The organism is Aeromonas sp. A35_P, from assembly GCF_002259925.1.
GTDB classification, from domain to species: domain Bacteria; phylum Pseudomonadota; class Gammaproteobacteria; order Enterobacterales; family Aeromonadaceae; genus Aeromonas; species Aeromonas dhakensis.
On record NZ_NEVB01000186.1, the window covers coordinates 17,294 to 34,387 of the forward strand.

20 protein-coding genes and 1 pseudogene are annotated in these 17,094 nt (G+C 60.3%); 6 read left to right on the top strand and 15 right to left on the bottom strand.

Features of this window, described 5'->3' with window-relative positions; translation table 11 throughout:
* Positions 1 to 4: 4 nt before the first annotated feature.
* The 10 genes from CAK78_RS11640 to CAK78_RS11685 form a co-directional block, all read right to left on the bottom strand.
* Complete coding sequence (locus CAK78_RS11640; RefSeq protein WP_094697375.1) at positions 5 to 1,102, bottom strand: flagellar basal body P-ring protein FlgI; 1,098 nt, start codon at positions 1,100 to 1,102, stop codon at positions 5 to 7.
* Positions 1,103 to 1,110: 8 nt separating this feature from the next.
* The gene (gene flgH / locus CAK78_RS11645) at positions 1,111 to 1,782 is read right to left on the bottom strand and encodes a flagellar basal body L-ring protein FlgH (protein WP_094697376.1); all 672 of its coding nucleotides are present in this window, start codon (positions 1,780 to 1,782) and stop codon (positions 1,111 to 1,113) included.
* Positions 1,783 to 1,796: 14 nt separating this feature from the next.
* Positions 1,797 to 2,585 (bottom strand): flagellar basal-body rod protein FlgG, encoded by a 789-nt coding sequence (flgG, locus tag CAK78_RS11650; RefSeq protein ID WP_005302762.1) that lies wholly within the window; start codon positions 2,583 to 2,585, stop codon positions 1,797 to 1,799.
* 14 nt (positions 2,586 to 2,599) lie between these two features.
* Complete coding sequence (flgF, locus tag CAK78_RS11655) at positions 2,600 to 3,346, bottom strand: flagellar basal-body rod protein FlgF (RefSeq protein ID WP_005302763.1); 747 nt, start codon at positions 3,344 to 3,346, stop codon at positions 2,600 to 2,602.
* Positions 3,347 to 3,497: 151 nt separating this feature from the next.
* On the bottom strand, positions 3,498 to 4,832 hold the full coding sequence (gene flgE, locus CAK78_RS11660) for a flagellar hook protein FlgE (protein WP_017778565.1): 1,335 nt from the start codon (positions 4,830 to 4,832) through the stop codon (positions 3,498 to 3,500).
* Between the two features lie 10 nt (positions 4,833 to 4,842).
* Positions 4,843 to 5,571 (bottom strand): flagellar hook assembly protein FlgD, encoded by a 729-nt coding sequence (locus CAK78_RS11665; RefSeq protein WP_094697377.1) that lies wholly within the window; start codon positions 5,569 to 5,571, stop codon positions 4,843 to 4,845.
* 15 nt (positions 5,572 to 5,586) lie between these two features.
* Positions 5,587 to 6,006, bottom strand: coding sequence for a flagellar basal body rod protein FlgC (gene flgC / locus CAK78_RS11670; protein ID WP_005302766.1), 420 nt, complete (start codon positions 6,004 to 6,006; stop codon positions 5,587 to 5,589).
* A complete protein-coding gene (gene flgB, locus CAK78_RS11675) occupies positions 6,006 to 6,404 on the bottom strand; it encodes a flagellar basal body rod protein FlgB (RefSeq protein ID WP_005302767.1) in 399 nt (132 codons plus the stop codon). The genes flgC and flgB overlap by 1 nt, the downstream gene beginning before the upstream one ends.
* A 63-nt stretch (positions 6,405 to 6,467) precedes the next feature.
* A complete protein-coding gene (locus CAK78_RS11680; RefSeq protein WP_094697378.1) occupies positions 6,468 to 7,292 on the bottom strand; it encodes a CheR family methyltransferase in 825 nt (274 codons plus the stop codon).
* An 18-nt stretch (positions 7,293 to 7,310) separates the two neighbouring features.
* On the bottom strand, positions 7,311 to 8,222 hold the full coding sequence (locus tag CAK78_RS11685; RefSeq protein ID WP_005302769.1) for a chemotaxis protein CheV: 912 nt from the start codon (positions 8,220 to 8,222) through the stop codon (positions 7,311 to 7,313).
* A 222-nt stretch (positions 8,223 to 8,444) separates the two neighbouring features.
* On the opposite strand from CAK78_RS11685, the gene flgA reads away from it, so the two are divergent.
* The 3 genes from flgA (at position 8,445) to CAK78_RS11700 (ending at position 9,873) form a co-directional block, all read left to right on the top strand.
* On the top strand, positions 8,445 to 9,050 hold the full coding sequence (gene flgA / locus CAK78_RS11690; protein ID WP_254924761.1) for a flagellar basal body P-ring formation chaperone FlgA: 606 nt from the start codon (positions 8,445 to 8,447) through the stop codon (positions 9,048 to 9,050).
* Between the two features lie 89 nt (positions 9,051 to 9,139).
* Positions 9,140 to 9,460, top strand: a complete 321-nt coding sequence (flgM, locus tag CAK78_RS11695) for a flagellar biosynthesis anti-sigma factor FlgM (protein WP_005302771.1) — start codon at positions 9,140 to 9,142, stop codon at positions 9,458 to 9,460.
* Positions 9,457 to 9,873 (top strand): flagella synthesis protein FlgN, encoded by a 417-nt coding sequence (locus tag CAK78_RS11700; protein WP_017778566.1) that lies wholly within the window; start codon positions 9,457 to 9,459, stop codon positions 9,871 to 9,873. Before flgM ends, CAK78_RS11700 begins: the two co-directional genes overlap by 4 nt.
* A gap of 57 nt (positions 9,874 to 9,930) precedes the next feature.
* Here CAK78_RS11700 and yfcE read toward each other — a convergent pair whose 3' ends face one another.
* Both yfcE and CAK78_RS11710 read right to left on the bottom strand, forming a co-directional pair.
* Positions 9,931 to 10,473, bottom strand: a complete 543-nt coding sequence (yfcE, locus tag CAK78_RS11705; RefSeq protein WP_094697379.1) for a phosphodiesterase — start codon at positions 10,471 to 10,473, stop codon at positions 9,931 to 9,933.
* Between the two features lie 10 nt (positions 10,474 to 10,483).
* Positions 10,484 to 12,121 (bottom strand): peptide ABC transporter substrate-binding protein, encoded by a 1,638-nt coding sequence (locus CAK78_RS11710; RefSeq protein ID WP_094697380.1) that lies wholly within the window; start codon positions 12,119 to 12,121, stop codon positions 10,484 to 10,486.
* A 166-nt stretch (positions 12,122 to 12,287) separates the two neighbouring features.
* Between CAK78_RS11710 and CAK78_RS11715 the strand changes: the two are divergent.
* A pseudogene (locus tag CAK78_RS11715) lies at positions 12,288 to 13,186 on the top strand (DMT family transporter).
* Between the two features lie 10 nt (positions 13,187 to 13,196).
* On the opposite strand, the gene rsuA reads toward CAK78_RS11715, so the two are convergent.
* Entirely contained in the window at positions 13,197 to 13,889 is a 693-nt protein-coding gene (rsuA, locus tag CAK78_RS11720) for a 16S rRNA pseudouridine(516) synthase RsuA (RefSeq protein ID WP_017765630.1), read from the bottom strand.
* A gap of 173 nt (positions 13,890 to 14,062) precedes the next feature.
* Here rsuA and CAK78_RS11725 point away from each other — a divergent pair, with 173 nt between their 5' ends.
* Positions 14,063 to 15,259 (top strand): HD-GYP domain-containing protein, encoded by a 1,197-nt coding sequence (locus tag CAK78_RS11725; RefSeq protein ID WP_094697381.1) that lies wholly within the window; start codon positions 14,063 to 14,065, stop codon positions 15,257 to 15,259.
* Here the strand turns inward: CAK78_RS11725 and CAK78_RS11730 are convergent.
* Both CAK78_RS11730 and fsa read right to left on the bottom strand, forming a co-directional pair.
* The gene (locus CAK78_RS11730; protein WP_094697382.1) at positions 15,256 to 15,444 is read right to left on the bottom strand and encodes a hypothetical protein; all 189 of its coding nucleotides are present in this window, start codon (positions 15,442 to 15,444) and stop codon (positions 15,256 to 15,258) included. The genes CAK78_RS11725 and CAK78_RS11730 overlap by 4 nt on opposite strands.
* A gap of 98 nt (positions 15,445 to 15,542) precedes the next feature.
* On the bottom strand, positions 15,543 to 16,193 hold the full coding sequence (gene fsa, locus CAK78_RS11735) for a fructose-6-phosphate aldolase (protein ID WP_094697383.1): 651 nt from the start codon (positions 16,191 to 16,193) through the stop codon (positions 15,543 to 15,545).
* Positions 16,194 to 16,321: 128 nt separating this feature from the next.
* Between fsa and CAK78_RS11740 the strand changes: the two genes are divergently transcribed.
* A partial coding sequence (locus CAK78_RS11740) for a glycyl-radical enzyme activating protein (RefSeq protein WP_094697384.1) occupies positions 16,322 to 17,094 on the top strand: 773 nt, incomplete at its 3' end.

The window sequence follows — 17,094 nt, forward strand, 5'->3', positions numbered from 1 at the left end:
TTGATTACAGTATGACCAGCTGGCCTTCGATGGCGCCAGCCTGCTGCAGCGCCTCCAGGATCGCCATCAGGTCGCCGGGGGCCACCCCGACCTGGTTCACCGCCCGCACCAGATCATCCAGGGTCGCCCCGGTATCCAGCTTGAACATGCGCCCCTGCTCCTGCTGCACATTGATGGTGGAGTTGTTGGTCACCGCCGTCTGGCCACCCGAGAGCGGATTGGGCTGGGACACCTGCTGATTCTCCGCGATAGTGACCGTCAAGCCACCATGGCTGATGGCCGCCGGCTTGAGCCGTACCTGGCTGCCGATGACGATGGTGCCGGTACGGGAGTTGACGATGATCTTGGCCGCCTCGCTGGCCGGATCCACCTCCAGGTTCTCGATGGTAGCGAGATAGGAGACCCGCTGGCCCGGATCCCGCGGTGCATAGACCTTGACCGAGGTGGCATCGAGTGCCTGCGCGGTGTTGGGGCCGACCAGATCGTTGACCACGTCGGCCAGCCGGCGCGCCGTGGTGAAGTCGGGACGGTTCAGATTGAAGGTGATGGTATCCCCCTGGCTGAAGGAGTTCGGAACCTCCCGCTCCACGGTGGCCCCGTTGGCGATGCGGCCCACGGTGGGCGTATTGACCACCACCTTGGAGCCGTCAGCCCCCTCGGCCCCCAACCCGCCAACCACCAGGCTGCCCTGCGCCACCGCATAGACCCGGCCATCCAGCCCTTTCAGGAAGCTTTGCAGCAGGGTGCCGCCACGCAGGCTCTTGGCCTCACCGATGGCCGATACGGTCACATCTATGGTCTGCCCCGGTTTGGAAAAAGGGGGCAGATCGGCATGGATGGCCACCGGCGCCACGTCCTTGATCTTGGGCTTGATGTTGTCCGGCACCTTGATGCCGAAGTTGTTCAGCATGGTGCGAAACGTCTGCTCGGTGAAGGCGTTGCTCTTCTCACCCGTACCGGGCAGACCCACCACCAGGCCGTAGCCGATCAGCTGGTTGCTGCGCACCCCTTCCACCGAGCTGATGTCCTTGATCCGGGAGGCATGAGCCATCCCCAGGGGCAACAGGCAGCAAAACAGGGCAACAAGACGGAGCGACTTCATAACACCTCCTAGAGCGGCCACCAGGGACCATTGAAAAAGCTGGTGAGCCACCCCTGTTCCTGGCTGTTGGCCAGATCGCCGGTACCACCGTAATGGATGCGGGCATTGGCCACCTTCTGGGAAGAGACGCTGTTGTCCGTGGTCACATCCTCGGGGCGGATCATGCCGGTGATCCGGATATATTCATTGCCGTTGTTGAGCATGATCCACTTCTCGCCACGTACCTGCAGGTTGCCGTTGGGCAGCACCTTGGCCACGCTGACGGAGATGTTGCCCTGCAGGCTGTTGCTCTGATCCGCCTTGGCCTGCCCCTTGAAAGCCCCATTCTGGCTGAGGGAGGCCGACAGATCATAGGGGCCGGCCGTCACCGGCACGCCACCCAAGGTGACCGGACTCATGCTCAGCTTGTTGTCCTTGCCGCTCTGGGTATTGGCCTTCTTGGAGGCGGAGGTGGACTCGGCCAGCTCGATGGTGATGATGTCACCCACCTTGTGGGCCTTGATGTCCGAGTAGATGCCGTTGACCTGATCGGGCTGGAAAATCGCCCCGGTCGGTCTGACCGAGACCGGCTCCGACTCCCCGTAGACGGGGGCAAACTCGGGATCATCGGGCTTGGGGGTATTGGGGGTGCTGCTGCAGCCCCCCAACACCATCAGTCCCAGCATCCATATGGCTTTCATGGTGCGCCTCCTACTTATGTGCGCTGGATCAGGAAGGACATCATGCCGTCCACCGCCGAGAGAACCTTGGAGTTCATCTCGTACACCCGCTGGGCCTGGATCAGGTTCACCAGCTCTTCGGTCACGTTGACGTTGGAGGTCTCCAGCATGCCCTGCTTGATCACCCCAAGCCCGTCCGTGCCGGCCACCCCCTGAATGGGGGCACCGCTGGACTGGGTCTCAACGAACATGTTCTCCCCCATCGGCTGCAAGCCGGAGGCATTGACGAAGTCGCTGGTATTGATCTGGCCGATGACCTGGGAAGCGCCATCCCCCTTGAGCTGCACCGAGACCTGACCATCTTCCCCTATGGTGACGCTCTGGGCGTTCTCGGGGATCTGGATCTCCGGCTGCAGCGGATAGCCGTTGCCCGGCGTGACTATGGTCCCTTCATCGTTGAGGGTGAACTGGCCGTTGCGGGTATAGGCGGCGCTGCCGTCTGGCAGCTGGATCTCGAAGTAGCCACGGCCGCTTATCATCAGATCCAGCGAGTTGTCGGTGGTCTGCACGTTGCCCTGGCTGTGGTTCTTCTGAGTGGCCACCACCTTGGCACCCGCCCCCAGCATCAGGCCGGAGGGGAGTTCGGTGTCGGCCGACGAGCGGCCGCCCGGCTGATTGATGTTTTGATAGAGCAGATCCTCGAAGATGGCCCGGGATTTTTTGTAACCCACGGTGCTGGCGTTCGCCAGGTTGTTCGAGGTAACCGAGATATTGGTCTGCTGTGCATCCAACCCGGTCTTGCTGATCCAGAGTGCAGGGTTCATGTAAAACTCCTTGGTTAGCTGATACGCAGCAGCTGGGTTTGGGCCTCGTCATTCTCTTCCGCGGTCTTCATGATTTTGACCTGGGTTTCGAACTGACGTTGCAGGCGAATAAGGTTGGTCATTTCATCGACCACGTTGACGTTGCTCCCCTCGAGGGAGCCGGCGATGAGGCCCACATTGGCCGACGCCGCTTCATTCTGGCCATCCTTGCGACGGAACAGGCCATCCTGCCCCTTCTCCACCGCATCGGCTGCCGGGTTGACCAGCTTGATGCGCTGGTACTCCTCCGGCAGGTTGGGAGCGGCCCCCTCCGGCCGGCCGCTGATGGTGCCGTCCCGGTTGATTTCGATCTTCTCCATCGGCAGCGGCAGCACGATGGGCTGACCGCCATCGTCCACCACGTTCAGGCCGGTGGAGGTCTGCAGATTGCCGGTGGCACTGAGCTGCAGGTTGCCCATGCGGGTATAGGCTTCACCGCCCTTGGGATCCTGCACCGCAATCCAGCCCGGACCGTCGACGGCAACGTCAAGATCCCGACCCGTGGTCATCAGCATGCCGTGCTGCAGGTTCTGTCCCGGCCGCTCCGCCATGGCGAACACCCGGGTGGGCAGCCCTTCGCCAAACGCCTGCATGCTGCGCGCCTGCTCGAAGTCAGACTTGAAGCCGGTGGTGTTGGCGTTGGCCAGGTTGTTGCTTCGAACAGCCAGGCTGTTCATGCTCTCCTTGGCCCCGGACATGGCGATGTATAGCAGGTGATCCATGGGATCCTCCGTCAAACTGATGACTCTGGCAGAGGAACTGCAATTTGAATGCCAATCCCCATCAAGCTTGTCAGTTGCCGCCGCAATCACCCACAACAACAGGCAATAAAAAGGGGCGCCGAAGCGCCCCTTGTCGTGCATGCAACCAGACTTAACGGATCTGCAGTATGGTCTGCTGCAGGGAGCTGTTCACTTCCAGCGAACGGGAGTTGGCCTGGAAGTTGCGCTGCGCCGTGATGAGGTTGACCAGCTGGGAGGTCAAATCCACGTTGGACTGCTCCAGCGCAGAGGACTTGATGCTGCCCAGGGTGCCCGAATTTGGGGTGCCCGGCAGCGCATCGCCAGAGAGCAGAGACTGGCGCCAGGAGGTATCGCCGACCTGGGTCAATCCTTGCGAATTGGCGAACTTGGCAAGTGCCACCATGGCAACCTTCAACGTAGTTGCATTGCTGTAGGTCGCCGACACAATACCGTCCGGCGTGATCTCCACCTTGGTCAGATTACCGACAGTGGCGCCATCCTGGGTCAGCTTGGTGACGTTGAAAGGCGAGCTGTATTGCGTCACGTCGCCGAGACGGATCTCCAGTGTCTGGGTGGGGTCGGCACCGTTGGTGATAATCCCGGCTGCAGTACCAAGCGCAACGGTTTTGATCGGATCTGCCGGAACGGTCAGCGTTGTATCCAGTTTGCCGCCGGAGGTAAACGTCATCTGGACGCCGGTGGGGACACCTGCGGCCGGGCTGGGTGAACCACCAGCGATGTCGATGGGCTTGTCCCCCTCATACATGTACATGCTCCAGGTACCCGGGGTCAGCGGCGTGCCCGGGGCAGCCGGATCCTCGTGGCGAACAAAATATTTGGTGATCACGTGGGGGGCACCCAGCGAATCATAAATCGTCACGGAAGTTGAGTGGGCGAAGGTGGCGGAGTTGGTGTGATCAAACGCAGCCGGTGATGTCGGTTTGGTTTTCGACTCGATACTCAGGTTGAAACTGGCTTCCACCAGCTCGGTCATTTTGGGCTCGCCCGCCCGATCCGGAATTTGAATCGGCTTGGTGGCGTTGATGCTGACCGCCTTGGGTGTCCCATCCGTGTTGATTTCATAACCTTGCAGATAGTTGCCCTGATTGTTGACCATATAGCTGTTTTCATTGAGCTTGAAGGCCCCAGCCCGGGTAAAGGTACGATCCAGATTGGTCAGACCGTCCGACGTCACGAAGAAGCCGTTGCCCTGGATGGACAGATCAAGGGCGTTGTTGGTGAATTGCAGCGCTCCCTGATGGAACTGCTGCGCCACCGCCCCCGTTGCCACACCGTTGCCGACCTGAGTCTTGGCATTGACGAAGATGGAGTTGGCGTAGACGTCCGCAAACTCGGCACGAGACTCTTTAAAGCCCGTGGTATTGACGTTGGCAATGTTGTTGGCGGTAACGTTCAGATCTTTTTGTGCCGCGTTGACACCGCTCAAGGCATTGTTAAATGACATATCCAGCTCCTTAGATCGATGCTGTTGGCGTGGCGGTTGATGGTGTTTTCACCGTACCTGCAATCTGCAAGATACTGTTCAAGCTTGTTGTACCGAGGCCTTTCAAATTGAGCTGGGTCGGATTGCTGGCCGAACCCAGGATCACGCTGTCGACCTTGCCGTAGGCAAAGATCGGCACACTCTCCGACTTACCGTCCACGGTACCGTTTGCCTTGAGGGTGTATTTGCCCTCTTTGGCCGGGTTTCCGTTCTTGTCCTTGCCATCCCATACAATTTCGACGTTGCCCTTCTGATCACCTTCCAGAGGAAACTCCTTGATGACCTGTCCGCTCTCGTCTTCGATGGTGATCTTGACGTTCGAATACTTGTTTTCTGTGCCCACTGCGACCACACCCGGCAAAGAGCCATCTTTTTCCAGGTAGCCGACGTTGCTCTGCAGCAAGACGTTTTGCCCCACCAGTGCCGACGCCTGCAGCGCCTGGCTGGAGGTCATCAAGGTATTGAGGCTGCCAATCTGGTTCGACAGGCTGCTGATCCCCTGGGACGTCGACATGGACGTCATCTGGGAAAGCATCTGGGCGTTGTCCACCGGTTTGAACGGATCCTGATAGGAGAGCTGCATGGTCAGCAGCTTCAGGAACGACTCCTGATCCAGCTCCTTCTTCGGAGTGGTGGTCGTGCCCGTGGTCTGGGTGGAGGTATAGCCAATACCGTTCACACCACTGGTTGTATCTGCCATTTATGCGTCCCCCTGTCAGGACTTGCCGAGGTTGAGCGTCTGCTGCAGCATCTTCTTGGCAGAATCGGCCACCTGCACGTTGGTTTGATAGCTGCGCGAGGCGTTGATCATGTCCGCCATCTCTTCCACCATGTTGACGTTTGGCTTGAAGATGAAGCCATCCTTGTCTGCCATGGGGTGGTTGGGGTTGTACTCCTTGAGCAGAGGGGCATCGCTCTCGACAATGCCCTTCACTTCAACCCCGGCCGACGCCTGCTTGTCCGACATGGCCTGATCCAGCTGGGCGGCAAAGATTGGCCGCCTGGCATGGTAAGTTTTTTCCACGCTGGAGCTCACGCTGTCGGCGTTGGCCATGTTGCTGGCTACCGTGTTGAGTCGAACAGACTGTGCACTCATGGCCGAGCCTGCAATGTCAAAGACCTTGAACAAACTCATCACTGTTCTCCTTTCAAGGCCTTCAGCAGGCCACTGATCTTGCTGTTCATAAATTCAAGGGAGGTCTGGTATTCAAGGCTGTTGCGCAAGAACTCGCTGCGCTCCTGCTGCACGTCCACCGTGTTGCCATCACCGGTATCCGGCTGCAGGGGATTGCGGTACTGCGTCACGCCAGGCGCATCCATCTGCAGGGCAAAGTGCTTCTCGCTGGTCGTGGCAAGGCCGAAGCCCTGATGTTGCTGGGCCTCTTCCAATGCTTGCGAGAAGTTGATGTCTCTGGCCTTGAAGCCAGGGGTATCCGCGTTGGCAATGTTGCTGGACAACACCTCGGCACGCTTGGAGCGAACGCTCAGCGTGTATTGATGGATACCAAATGCCTTGTCGAATGAAATTGCCATAGCACACCTCCTGCTTGAGAAATTATTAGCAAGAGATGTGCCAAGGAAGGATTTAAGCGAGGATCATTTAACCTTGTAGACGATGCCGGGGTTGCAGCGGATCATCTCGAACCTGTCAGTCAAACCAGCCAGCGACTCGGAAGCCCCCAACATCAGGTAGCCGCCGGGATTGAGGCTGGCTGCAAACTGGTTGAGGATCTTGGACTTCACTTCCGGGGCAAAGTAGATGAGTACGTTGCGACAGAAGATGATGTCAAACTTGCCAAGCAGGCTGTAGCTCTCCAGCAGGTTCAAGGGCCGGAAAGTGGTCAATTTTCTGACACGCTCCACCACCCGCATCTTGTTGTCGCCATAGGGTTCGAAGAACAGCTTCTTGCGCTCGGGCGACAAACCACGGGCCAGTGCCAGGCTGTCGTATACCCCCTCCTTGCACTGATTGAGCATGGTGGTCGAGATGTCCGTTCCCACGATCTGGACGCCACCTGGCAAGGTGCCGGGCTTCTTCATCTGCTGTTCCAGCGCCGTCATGGCGATGGAATAGGGCTCCTGTCCGGAGGACGAGGCCGCAGACCAGATCTTGATGGGCCGACCACTCTTGCCCAGCTCGGGAAAGAGCTTGTCGGTCAGCAGCTGGAAGGGATAGGTATCGCGAAACCACAGGGTTTCGTTGGTGGTCATGGCATCAACCACTGCCATTTTCAGGTCACGCTCACGCACGCTCATCGCTCGAGTAACCAGATCAGACAGACTCTCAATACCAAACTGAGTCATCAAGGGTGAAAGCCGACTCTTGACCAGATACTGTTTGTTGTCACCCAGCACGATTCCGCTCTGTACCGCCAGAAAATTGCTGAATTGTTTGTATAAGTCGTCCGAAAGTGTCTTCATGCAGTTTGTTCTTCTTGATTAGAGTGCGCCTTGTACGGCCTTGGCCAATTCATCCGGCTGGAATTTGGCAATGAAATTATTCGCACCAACTTTCTGCACCATGGCCTGATTGAACACCCCACTGAGGGATGTGTGCAGAATAACATGTAAGTCCTTGAGATTGGGATTGTTGCGGATCTCTGCCGTGAAAGTATATCCATCCATCTCCGGCATCTCGATGTCCGAAATCACCAGGGCGATCTGATCCTTGATGGGACCGTTTTTGGACATCTCCAGCAACATGTTGAGCGCTTCGCGTCCATCCTTGGCCAGCACGCACTGTACCCCGATGGCTTCGAGGGCGCGCTGCACCTGCTTGCGGGCCACGGAAGAGTCATCCGCTACCAGCACCGGACGTCCCAGGGTCGGGTGTTCTACGCTGGCCTCCACCAGCTCCTGGCTCACTTCGGTCGACACCGGCGAAATCTCGTTGAGGATGCGCTCCACGTCCAGGATCTCGACCAGTTCCCCATCCACCTCGGTGACGGCCGTCATGTAGTTGATGCGACCCGCCCCTTTCGGCGGTGGCAGGATGGATTCCCAGTTCATATTGATGATGCGCTCGACCGAGTGCACCAGAAAGCCCTGAATGGAGCGGTTGTATTCAGAAATGATGATGAAACACTTGGTCAGATCCTCGATAGGACGCTTGCCCATCGCCATGCTCAGATCGATGACGGAGATCGTCTGGCCACGAATGTGGGCCACCCCGCGAATGCAGGAGTTGAGCTTGGGCATGACGGTCAAGGGAGGACACTGCAACACTTCACGAACCTTGAATACGTTGATGCCAAATCTTTGACGTCCGTTGAGACGAAACAACAACAATTCCAGCCGGTTTTGCCCCACCAGCTGGGTACGTTGGTTGACCGAGTCCAGGATACTGGCCATAAACACTCCCTAAAAACGCTTGGCATTAATCATGCGTGCGTGTTGGCTTGCGTCAGACTGTCGATGTCACTACGAACGAATTCTGAAGCAAGCATAGTTAAATATGGTGATATACGTGAACAACTTATCGGCCTGCGAGCGAAAATGATTAGTAGACTTTTCCTCACCTTACTGCTGTTTTGCGGCATTTCTCACGCCACGGCATCCGAGGTGACCAGTTACTTGCAAGAAAAAGCGCAGGAATTTGTGCTCGGCCAACTCGATGTTCCCCTCGACGCCCAGGCACAGGTACAGGCCGCTTCCATCGATGAACGTCTTCCCCTGAGTCGCTGCGAAGAGCATCTGTCCATCACCCTGCCAGCCAAGATGGAAATCCGCCGCAATACCACCGTCTACCTCAAGTGTGAAGAGGAGAAGGCCTGGGATCTCTACCTGCCGGTGCGGATCAGCATACAAAAGCCGTATGTGACCGTCTCCACGCCGGTGGCCAAGGGCGACATCCTCAGCGAGAGCGTGCTGACACAGGCCTACCAGGATCAGACCCTGATCCGCGGCGACTATCTCAGCGATACCACGGCCCTCATCGGCGTTCGCAGCAAACGGGAACTCAAGCCGGGCCAGCCCATCCGGCTCAGCCAGGTCTGCGTCGTCTGCAAGGGTGACCAGGTGACCCTCAGCGCAGAAAATAGCAGCATGCAAATCAAAACCATGGCCCGAGCCTTGCAAGATGGCAGCTTCGGAGACATGATCAGGCTCGTCAATATCCGGTCAGGCAAAACGGTGCAGGGAAAAGTCAACGCAGTTGGCTCCGTGGTGGTCACCTTCTGAGTATTTTCGGATCACTTTTTTTCTAAAGTTATGACGGCAGCCACCGATAAACAGGTAAGCGAACAGCAAAGCAGGCGAAGGTAAACACTATGGCTATTAACAATATCAACAACTTGGCGAACAATCGGTTGCAAAATACCGGTAGCAGCCAGGGTGCCAGCACCAAACCAGCGACCTCGTCCTCCGACAACCGTGCGGCGGCCGTCAAGACCGACTCCGTCTCTCTGACCAGCGAGGCGCAGCAATTGCAACAGATGCAGAAGAACCTCAACTCAGCCTCCACCGGCAATGAAAGCCGGGTCGAGAGCCTGAAGAAAGCCGTGGCCAATGGTGAATATCGGGTCGACAGCGAAGCGGTGGCCAAGAAGATGTTCAGTTTTGAATCCAACCTCGACAAGTTGCTGGGATGATGGATTTACCTTCGCTGCTGCACACCCAAGACGACTACCTCTCCCAGATGCAGGGCTTGCTGGAGGAGGAGTTCAACCTGCTCAAGCAGCACCAGGCACTGGCGCTGCCCGAGCTGGCAGAGCGCAAGCAGAAGCTGCTTGCCGATATTGAAGAGCTGGACAAGGCCATGGCGCTGCTGCCCGACCTGAAACAGCAACTGAACGCCCACCCCGAGCAGATGCGCACCCTGCGTGAGAAACTCGATGCCTGCCAGGAACAGAACGATCTGAACGGGCGCCTGCTCGAGCTCAGCATCGTCTCTAACCGCCGGCTGGCCAGCTACCTGAGCAAGCTGCGGGATCGCAACTCCCTGACCTATGACGCCAAGGGCAATACCCGCTCCGGTACCCGCTCCATCGGCATCAAGGCCTGATCTACCCGTTACGACTGCTGGCTGCACCACAGCACACCCCTTCCAACCCCTTCTCTTTTACAGTTCCAGCCGCAACAGCACTTCGCTGTCCGCACAGGCGTGAATCCCGAGTACCCCATCCTCGTAGCGGCCATAACTTGCCGCCAGGTTGCCGCGTGGAAAACAGATGGATCCCGGGTTCATCAGCACCCGCTCCCCTTCACGCTGCAACACGGGCAGATGGGTGTGACCGCTGATGAACAGGCTGCCGGCAGGCAGCGGCACCTCTGCAGGCCGATAGAGATGGCCGTGACTGACGAACCAGCGCCGACCGTCCACCAGCAGCTGGTTGTAAGGGGCGGTGATGGGGAAATCCAGCAGCATCTGATCTACTTCCGAATCACAGTTGCCACGCACCGCCATGATGCGGGAAGCCAGTCCGTTGAGCCGCTCGGCCACGGCCGCGGGAGCATAGCCAGGCGGCACCGGATTGCGTGGGCCGTGGTTGAGCAGATCGCCGAGTAGCAGATAGTGATCCGGCTGCCAGGGGGCGAGCTGGTCGAGTACCTGCTCCAGCGCGCTCAGGCTGCCGTGCAGGTCGGAAAGAATGGCTATTTTCATGGCAAGCTCCTTACTGCTGACTGAAGTAGAGATCCTTGGTGGCGATCGCTCCCTTGAGGTTCTGCACCGGCAGGCCGCGCAGGGTAGGATCCACCAGTCGCATCTGGTTGTAGTAATAGACGGGAATGACCGGCATCTCGTCCATCAGCAACTGCTCGGCCTGGTGGTAGATCCCGCTCCTGGCATTGCCATCCAGGGTATCTGCCGCCTGTTGCAGCAAGCCGTCGAAGGCCGGGTTGCAGTAACCGCTCTCGTTCTGGGGATCCTGGCAGCGGAAGCTGTTGAGCATGGCAGAGGGCTCCACGTAATCCCCGAACAGGAAGGAGCGGGCCAGCATGAAATCGCCGCTGTCTTTGGCCACCTGATAGGCATTCCACTCCATGTTGTTGAGCGTCACTTCGACCCCCAGCGGCTTCCACATGGCTGCGACGGCCAGCGCCAGCTTCTTGTGATTCTCAGAGGTGTTGTAGGTGAGCGTCAGCTTGAGAGGATGTTGACTGTCATAGCCCGCCTGGGCCAGCAGCGCCGCCGCCCTGGCCAGCCGGGTCGGCTGATCCTGCAGGGCCAGAGGGGAGCTCAGCGCCTCATAACCCGGCATGCCGGGCAGCAGCGACCAGGCGGGTTGCTCGCCCTGCCCGCTGACCTTTTCGGTCAACAGGTGACGATCGATGGTCATGGCCAGTGCCTGACGCACCCGCACGTCCTGCAGCTCGGGACGGCGCAGGTTGAAGGTGTAGAGGTAGGTGCCCAGCAGCGGTAGGCCCCAGATCCGCTCGGGAGTCGCCTCTCTGGTTTTCTGGTAATACTCCAGCGCCACCTTGTTGGTAAGCTGGATCTCTCCCGCCTCGTAGCGCAGCCGTTCGGCATGCTGGGAGGCGAGTGGCAGATAGGTCACCCGCTGGATCCGGGTGTGGGCATCATCCCAGTACTGCACGTTGCGCTCCGCCTCGATGCGCTCGTTCGGTACCCAGTTCACCAGCTTGTAGGCGCCGTTGCTGACCAGCTTGCCTGGCTGGGTCCACTGCTTGCCGAACTGGCTGATGGCCTTCTCGTTGACCGGCACGAAGGGGCGCTGGCTTATCAGTTGCAGGAAGTAGGGAACCGGCAGCTCCAGCGTCACTTTCAGGATCTGCTCGCTCTCGGCCTCCACCCCCAGGGAGTTGAGATCGAGCGCACCGGCGTAGATGGACTGGGCATTGTTGATGCCGGTTGCCAGCAGCAGGCCGGCGGAGGGCGAGGCCTGGGCGGGATCCAGCAGACGGCGCCAGGCATAGACGAAATCGGCGGCGGTGAGCGGCTCGCCGTTGGACCACTTGAGCTGCGGGCGCAGGAAGAAACGCCAGACCAGTCCGTCTGCACTGGTCTCCCAGCGCTGGGCCTGGGCCGGTACGATCCGGCCCTGACCATCCTCGCTCACCAACCCTTCAAACAGGTCCACCAGCACCACTTCACCGGGGAAGCCGGAGCGGATCTGGGCCGGGTCGAGGGATTCGGGCTCGGCGCCATTGCCCTTGACCAGGGTCTGGCGATCCGACAACGCGGGATCCTGGGATACCGTGGTCGCCTGCAGCGACGGGGTCAGCAACAGCCCCAGCAGCAAGGGGGAGAGCCAGCGTGGTGCCGGCCGGCGTACTAAGCGGTAAACCATGACATAAACCTCGTTCAATGCACTTATTTCAGGAAAGGGGGAAGGCCGGCGGCGCGCCTGGATACGAATGCATGATGCCGCGCTTGTTATCCCCGAAGACGCCCCGTATTGTATCGGGCTTGCCCAAGAGATGGAGTCTCTCGGGCTATTTTTTTCAGGAGTTTTTATGGGGTATGAGTGGCTGGCGCTGGCAGCGGCCAGTTTATGGGCAGTAGCGGCCCTGATTTCCGTCAAACCGGCTCGCCATCTGGGGCCATTTGCCTACAGCCGCTGGCGGATGTGCCTGGTCAGCCTGATGCTCGGCAGCATGAGTCTCTTGACCGGTGGCTGGCACACCCTCTCGGGCAGCGCCCTCCCCCTGCTGGCCATCTCGGGCCTCATCGGCATCTTCATCGGCGATACCGCCCTCTACGCCTGCATGAACCGGCTGGGCCCCCGTCGCAGCGGTCTGCTGTTTTCTTGCCATGCGCTGTTCTCCGCGCTGCTCGGGCTCTGGCTGTTCAACGAGCAGTTGACCGGTTCCCGGCTGGCCGGCGCCATGCTGGTGTTTGTCGGCGTCATGCTGGCCATTCTGTTTGGTCGGCGCAGCAGCGGCAGCGAATGGGAAAAAATACGGGGCAGCCTGGCAGCCGGGGTCGCGCTGGGGCTGACCGCCGCCCTCTGCCAGAGCCTGGGGCCATCATCGCCAAGCCGGTGATGATGGGCGGCAACGTCGATGCGGTGAGCGCCTCCGGTGTCAGGATGGGCAGCGCCCTGCTGGCTCACTGCGCCCTGCGCATGACCGGGCTGCCACTGAGCAAGCCGCTGCATCCCATCAACCGTCGCATCTTCGGCATGATAGCCCTCAACGGATTCCTCGCCATGGCGCTCGGCATGACGCTGATCCTGGTGGCCCTGAAACAGGGGGATGTGGGCATGGTGGCCATCCTCTCCTCCACCACCCCCGTCATCTTGCTGCCGCTGCTGTGGTGGCACTCGGGCGAGCGGCCGTCCGCCGCCGCCTGGGCCGGTACCCTGCTGGCCACTCTGGGGACCGTACTGGTGCTGGGCGCCAGCGGCCACTGACTCCTGGCGATCAGAAGCGGGCGATTTCGTCGGCGGTCAGCTCGCGATATTCGCCCGGCGCCAGATCGTCGTCCAGCACCAGATCGCCCACCCGCTCCCGGTGCAGCCCCACCACCTTGTTGCCGATGGCGGCAAACATCCGCTTCACCTGATGGTACTTGCCCTCGTGGATGGTGAGGCGCGCCTCGCACTCCCCCAGGATCTCCAGCTGGGCCGGTCGGGTCTTCTCGGTCTCGCTGCGCAGCAGCACCCCTTCGGCAAACAGCGCAATGGCATCCGGACTGACCGGATCGGCCAACCAGACGTGGTAGGTCTTGGCGCACTCGTGACGGGGAGAGGTGATGCGATGGGACCACTGGCCGTCATCGGTCACCAGTACCAGGCCAGTGGTGTCGAGATCGAGCCGCCCCACCACGTGCAGCTTGCCCATGGCCGGCTCATCCATCAGGAAGAAGACGGTGGGGTGATCCGGGTCTTCGTTGGAACAGACATACCCTTCCGGCTTGTGCAGCATGAAGTAGCGGTTGCGCTGATCCAGGGTGAGGGTGACGCCGTCGAACTCGATCTGGCTCTGCTCGTTGATGTGGAAAGCGGGCTGCTTGACCACGATGCCGTCCACCATCACCTCTCCCTGCCGGATCAGTTTGCCCGCCAGCGAGCGGGTCAAGTCGGAACAATCGCAAAGAAATTTATCGAGCCGCATGCACAACCTCAGAGTCCATCAAGAAAGGGGCGTCATTATATCGGCCGGGGCCGACAACTCCAGCACTAAGCGCCAAGGCCGGCCAGCATGTCGCCATGACGAACCCGGGCGCCGGTGTTAGACTGCCAACAGAGGGCCTAACGTCACGCATAATAATAATGTCAGGAAGCCGTATGAAGTCGCACACTCCTCATCCCGTCATTCCCGTCAACCAGCTGCAACCCGGCATGTACGTGATCGCCATTACCAGCCAGACCGGCGGCATGGAGATTGCCCAGATGGGGCTGGTGACTACCCGCCAGCAGATCAACGATCTGGTCAGGCGCGGCGTACTCACGGTGCGGGTCGATCTCGCCCGCAGCAAGCTGCCCGGCATCGAGCAGGTCATCTCCCCCCAGCCCGCCGTCTCCTCATCCCACGCTCAGCGCAGCGCTGGCAGCAGCAACGGCGAGGGGCGCGAGCTGAAGATCCGCCGGCTTTATCAGGAGGCTCGCGAGCTGCAGGGCAAGTTCATCCGCCACCTCAAGGCGGGGGAGCCCATCGACATCACGCCGCTGGCGGCAGTGGCCGAGGAGATGGTGGACACCATGTTCACCCACGGCGACGCCATGCTCTGTCTGGCCCGCATTCGCGCCAAGGATGCCTACCTGATGGAGCACTCCATGAACGTCGCCATCCTGCTGGCGAACTTTGGCCGCTATCTGGACCTGGATCGCAGCGTGCTCAAGGAGCTGACCCTGGGGGGCCTGCTGCACGACGTGGGCAAGATCATGACCCCGGACGAGGTGCTCAACAAGCCGGGCAAGCTCACCGACGAGGAGTTTGTGGTCATGCGCCAGCACGTGGTGCACAGCTACGAGATCCTGAGCAACACCCCCGGCATCACCGCCACCATGCTGGAGGTGGCCGCCAACCATCACGAACGGCTCGACGGCACCGGTTACCCGCAGCGGCTCAAGGGCGAGCAGCTCTCGCTCTATACCCGCATGAGCGGCATCGTCGATGTCTATGACGCGGTCACGGCGGACCGGGTCTACAAGCAGGGGATGCAGCCGACCCAGGCCTTTCGCATTCTGCTCAAGGGGATCAACCACCACTTCGATGCCGAGCTGGTTACCAAGTTCATCAAGTGCATGGGGGTCTATCCGGCGGGTACCCTGGTGCAGCTCTCCAACCAGCGGCTGGCCATCGTCATGCAGCGCAATCCCCATGAGCCGCTCAAACCGGTGGTGAAGGTGATCTATCACGGGGCCCAGCGCCACTACCTCGAGGTGCAGTGGCTGGATCTGGCCAAGAACGGGGTGCAGGAGACCATCGAGAGCACGGTCGATCCCAAGGAGTTCGGCATCAACCTCGCCAACTTCGTCTAGTTGGCCCCCCCTTCCCGCAACCGCTCAGCGCAGTGCTGGATGAGAAACTCCTCATCCAGCGGCGACAGATCGAAGCGGATGCAGGCCTCTTCGATGGCCCGGATGTCGTGTTGATGGTGCTCGCTAAGCCAGCGCACGGCGCGGCGCAGATCTTCACCGTGGGGCAGCAGGGTATGGTCGCTCATGGGGCACCTCCGATCAGCCATCGATAGCGGCCCATCAAACGGGCCCTCTCTTCTAGCTTAGTCCGCCAGCCGCCCCTTCATCTTGCCTCCAAACAGGCTCAGGCAAACGCCCGCTGCCAATCCTGATCAAACTTCGCCAGCGCCGCGTCCACCGCCGGCACCCTCAGCAGCTGTTCGGCCACGTCGAGCGGCAATGTGATGGACTGGCAACCCGCCAGCAGGCAGTCGAGCGCCTGGCGCGGGGTGCGGAAGGAGGCCGCCAGCACCTTGCTGTTCGGCGCGTGCAGCGCCAGCAGCTGTTGCAGCTCCTGCACGGTGGCGATGCCATCGCCCCCCTGGGCATCCAGCCGGTTGACGTAGGGCGCCACGTATTCGGCCCCCGCCACCGCCGCCAGCCAGCCCTGCAGCGGGGTATAGACCGCCGTGCCCAGGGTCGGTACCCCGTTGGCCGTCAGGGTCTTGATGGCCGCCAGCCCCTCTTCACACACCGGGATCTTGATCACCAGGTCCCGGTCCAGCTCACGCAGGGCAAATGCCTCGCGCACCATCTCGGTCTCGGTTTTGGCCATCACCTGGGCAAACAGCCGCCCCTTGGGCCCCAGTACCTCCCGCAGAGCGGGCAGCAGCTCGGTCAGCGGCATGCCGCCTGCAGCGGTAATGGACGGGTTGGTGGTGACGCCAGCCAGCGGCAGGATCCGTGACCAGCGGCGCACCGCAGCCACATCGGCAGTATCGAGATAAAGCTCCATCTCTGACTCCTTAAAGGGATGTTCAATCTGTCGCCATTCTAGCGAGATAACATCCGCAATTTAGTCGATCAAAATCAAATCAACTTTCGAACGAAAGAAAATAGAATGCAAAAACAAAAGGAGGCGGTATGATTTTCGACCTGCAACGCTATTCAACTCACGATGGCCCCGGCATTCGCACCCTGGTGTTTCTCAAGGGGTGCTCGCTGGCCTGTCGCTGGTGTCAAAACCCGGAAAGCCGCTCTCCCAAACCGGACATACTACTCGACCGGCGCCAATGCATCGAGGGATGCCGGCTCTGCAGCGATGCCTGCCCGGCAATCTTGCGTGACAGCCAGGGTGTCCAGCTCACCCGCTCAACCCTGCGCAATCAGGATGTGGAACGGCTGCGCGGTCTCTGCCCCAGCGAAGCGCTGCAGGTGTGCGGCCGGGAGGAGAGCCTGGACACCCTGATGGCCACCATCTTGCGGGATCGCCCCTTCTTCGAGCGCAGTGGCGGCGGGGTCACCCTCTCCGGCGGCGAGCCCTTCATGCAGCCCGAATTTGCCGCCAGCCTGCTGGCCCGCTGCAAGGCCGAGGGGCTACATACCGCGGTGGAAAGTTGTCTGCACGTGCCCTGGCACCAGATTGAACCCAGCCTCCCCCACCTCGACCTGCTGCTGGCGGATCTCAAGCAGGTGGATGAGCAACGCTTCTTCGACTGGACCCGCGGCAAGGTCGCCCTGCCCCTGGCCAATCTCAAGCGGCTGGCCGAGCGCGGCGTAGCCATGCAGATCCGGGTGCCGCTCATCCCCGGCTTCAATGCCGACCACGCCTCCATCGAGGCCATCACCCAGGCCGCCGCCAACCTTGGCACGGTACAGGAGATCCACTTTCTCCCCTACCACACCCTAGGCGCGGG

Excerpts from the sequence above, each read along its gene's own strand:
- rsuA (WP_017765630.1), bottom strand. The coding sequence starts at position 13,889 with ATGCGGCTCGATAAATTTCTTTGCGATTGTTCCGACTTGACCCGCTCG.
- flgC (WP_005302766.1), bottom strand. The coding sequence starts at position 6,006 with ATGAGTTTGTTCAAGGTCTTTGACATTGCAGGCTCGGCCATGAGTGCA.
- CAK78_RS11710 (WP_094697380.1), bottom strand. The coding sequence starts at position 12,121 with ATGGTTTACCGCTTAGTACGCCGGCCGGCACCACGCTGGCTCTCCCCC.
- flgE (WP_017778565.1), bottom strand. The coding sequence starts at position 4,832 with ATGTCATTTAACAATGCCTTGAGCGGTGTCAACGCGGCACAAAAAGAT.
- CAK78_RS11685 (WP_005302769.1), bottom strand. The coding sequence starts at position 8,222 with ATGGCCAGTATCCTGGACTCGGTCAACCAACGTACCCAGCTGGTGGGG.
- flgB (WP_005302767.1), bottom strand. The coding sequence starts at position 6,404 with ATGGCAATTTCATTCGACAAGGCATTTGGTATCCATCAATACACGCTG.
- flgF (WP_005302763.1), bottom strand. The coding sequence starts at position 3,346 with ATGGATCACCTGCTATACATCGCCATGTCCGGGGCCAAGGAGAGCATG.
- CAK78_RS11700 (WP_017778566.1), top strand. The coding sequence starts at position 9,457 with ATGATGGATTTACCTTCGCTGCTGCACACCCAAGACGACTACCTCTCC.
- flgG (WP_005302762.1), bottom strand. The coding sequence starts at position 2,585 with ATGAACCCTGCACTCTGGATCAGCAAGACCGGGTTGGATGCACAGCAG.
- CAK78_RS11640 (WP_094697375.1), bottom strand. The coding sequence starts at position 1,102 with ATGAAGTCGCTCCGTCTTGTTGCCCTGTTTTGCTGCCTGTTGCCCCTG.
- fsa (WP_094697383.1), bottom strand. The coding sequence starts at position 16,193 with ATGGAGCTTTATCTCGATACTGCCGATGTGGCTGCGGTGCGCCGCTGG.
- CAK78_RS11680 (WP_094697378.1), bottom strand. The coding sequence starts at position 7,292 with ATGAAGACACTTTCGGACGACTTATACAAACAATTCAGCAATTTTCTG.
- flgM (WP_005302771.1), top strand. The coding sequence starts at position 9,140 with ATGGCTATTAACAATATCAACAACTTGGCGAACAATCGGTTGCAAAAT.
- flgH (WP_094697376.1), bottom strand. The coding sequence starts at position 1,782 with ATGAAAGCCATATGGATGCTGGGACTGATGGTGTTGGGGGGCTGCAGC.
- CAK78_RS11730 (WP_094697382.1), bottom strand. The coding sequence starts at position 15,444 with ATGAGCGACCATACCCTGCTGCCCCACGGTGAAGATCTGCGCCGCGCC.
- CAK78_RS11665 (WP_094697377.1), bottom strand. The coding sequence starts at position 5,571 with ATGGCAGATACAACCAGTGGTGTGAACGGTATTGGCTATACCTCCACC.
- CAK78_RS11725 (WP_094697381.1), top strand. The coding sequence starts at position 14,063 with ATGAAGTCGCACACTCCTCATCCCGTCATTCCCGTCAACCAGCTGCAA.
- yfcE (WP_094697379.1), bottom strand. The coding sequence starts at position 10,473 with ATGAAAATAGCCATTCTTTCCGACCTGCACGGCAGCCTGAGCGCGCTG.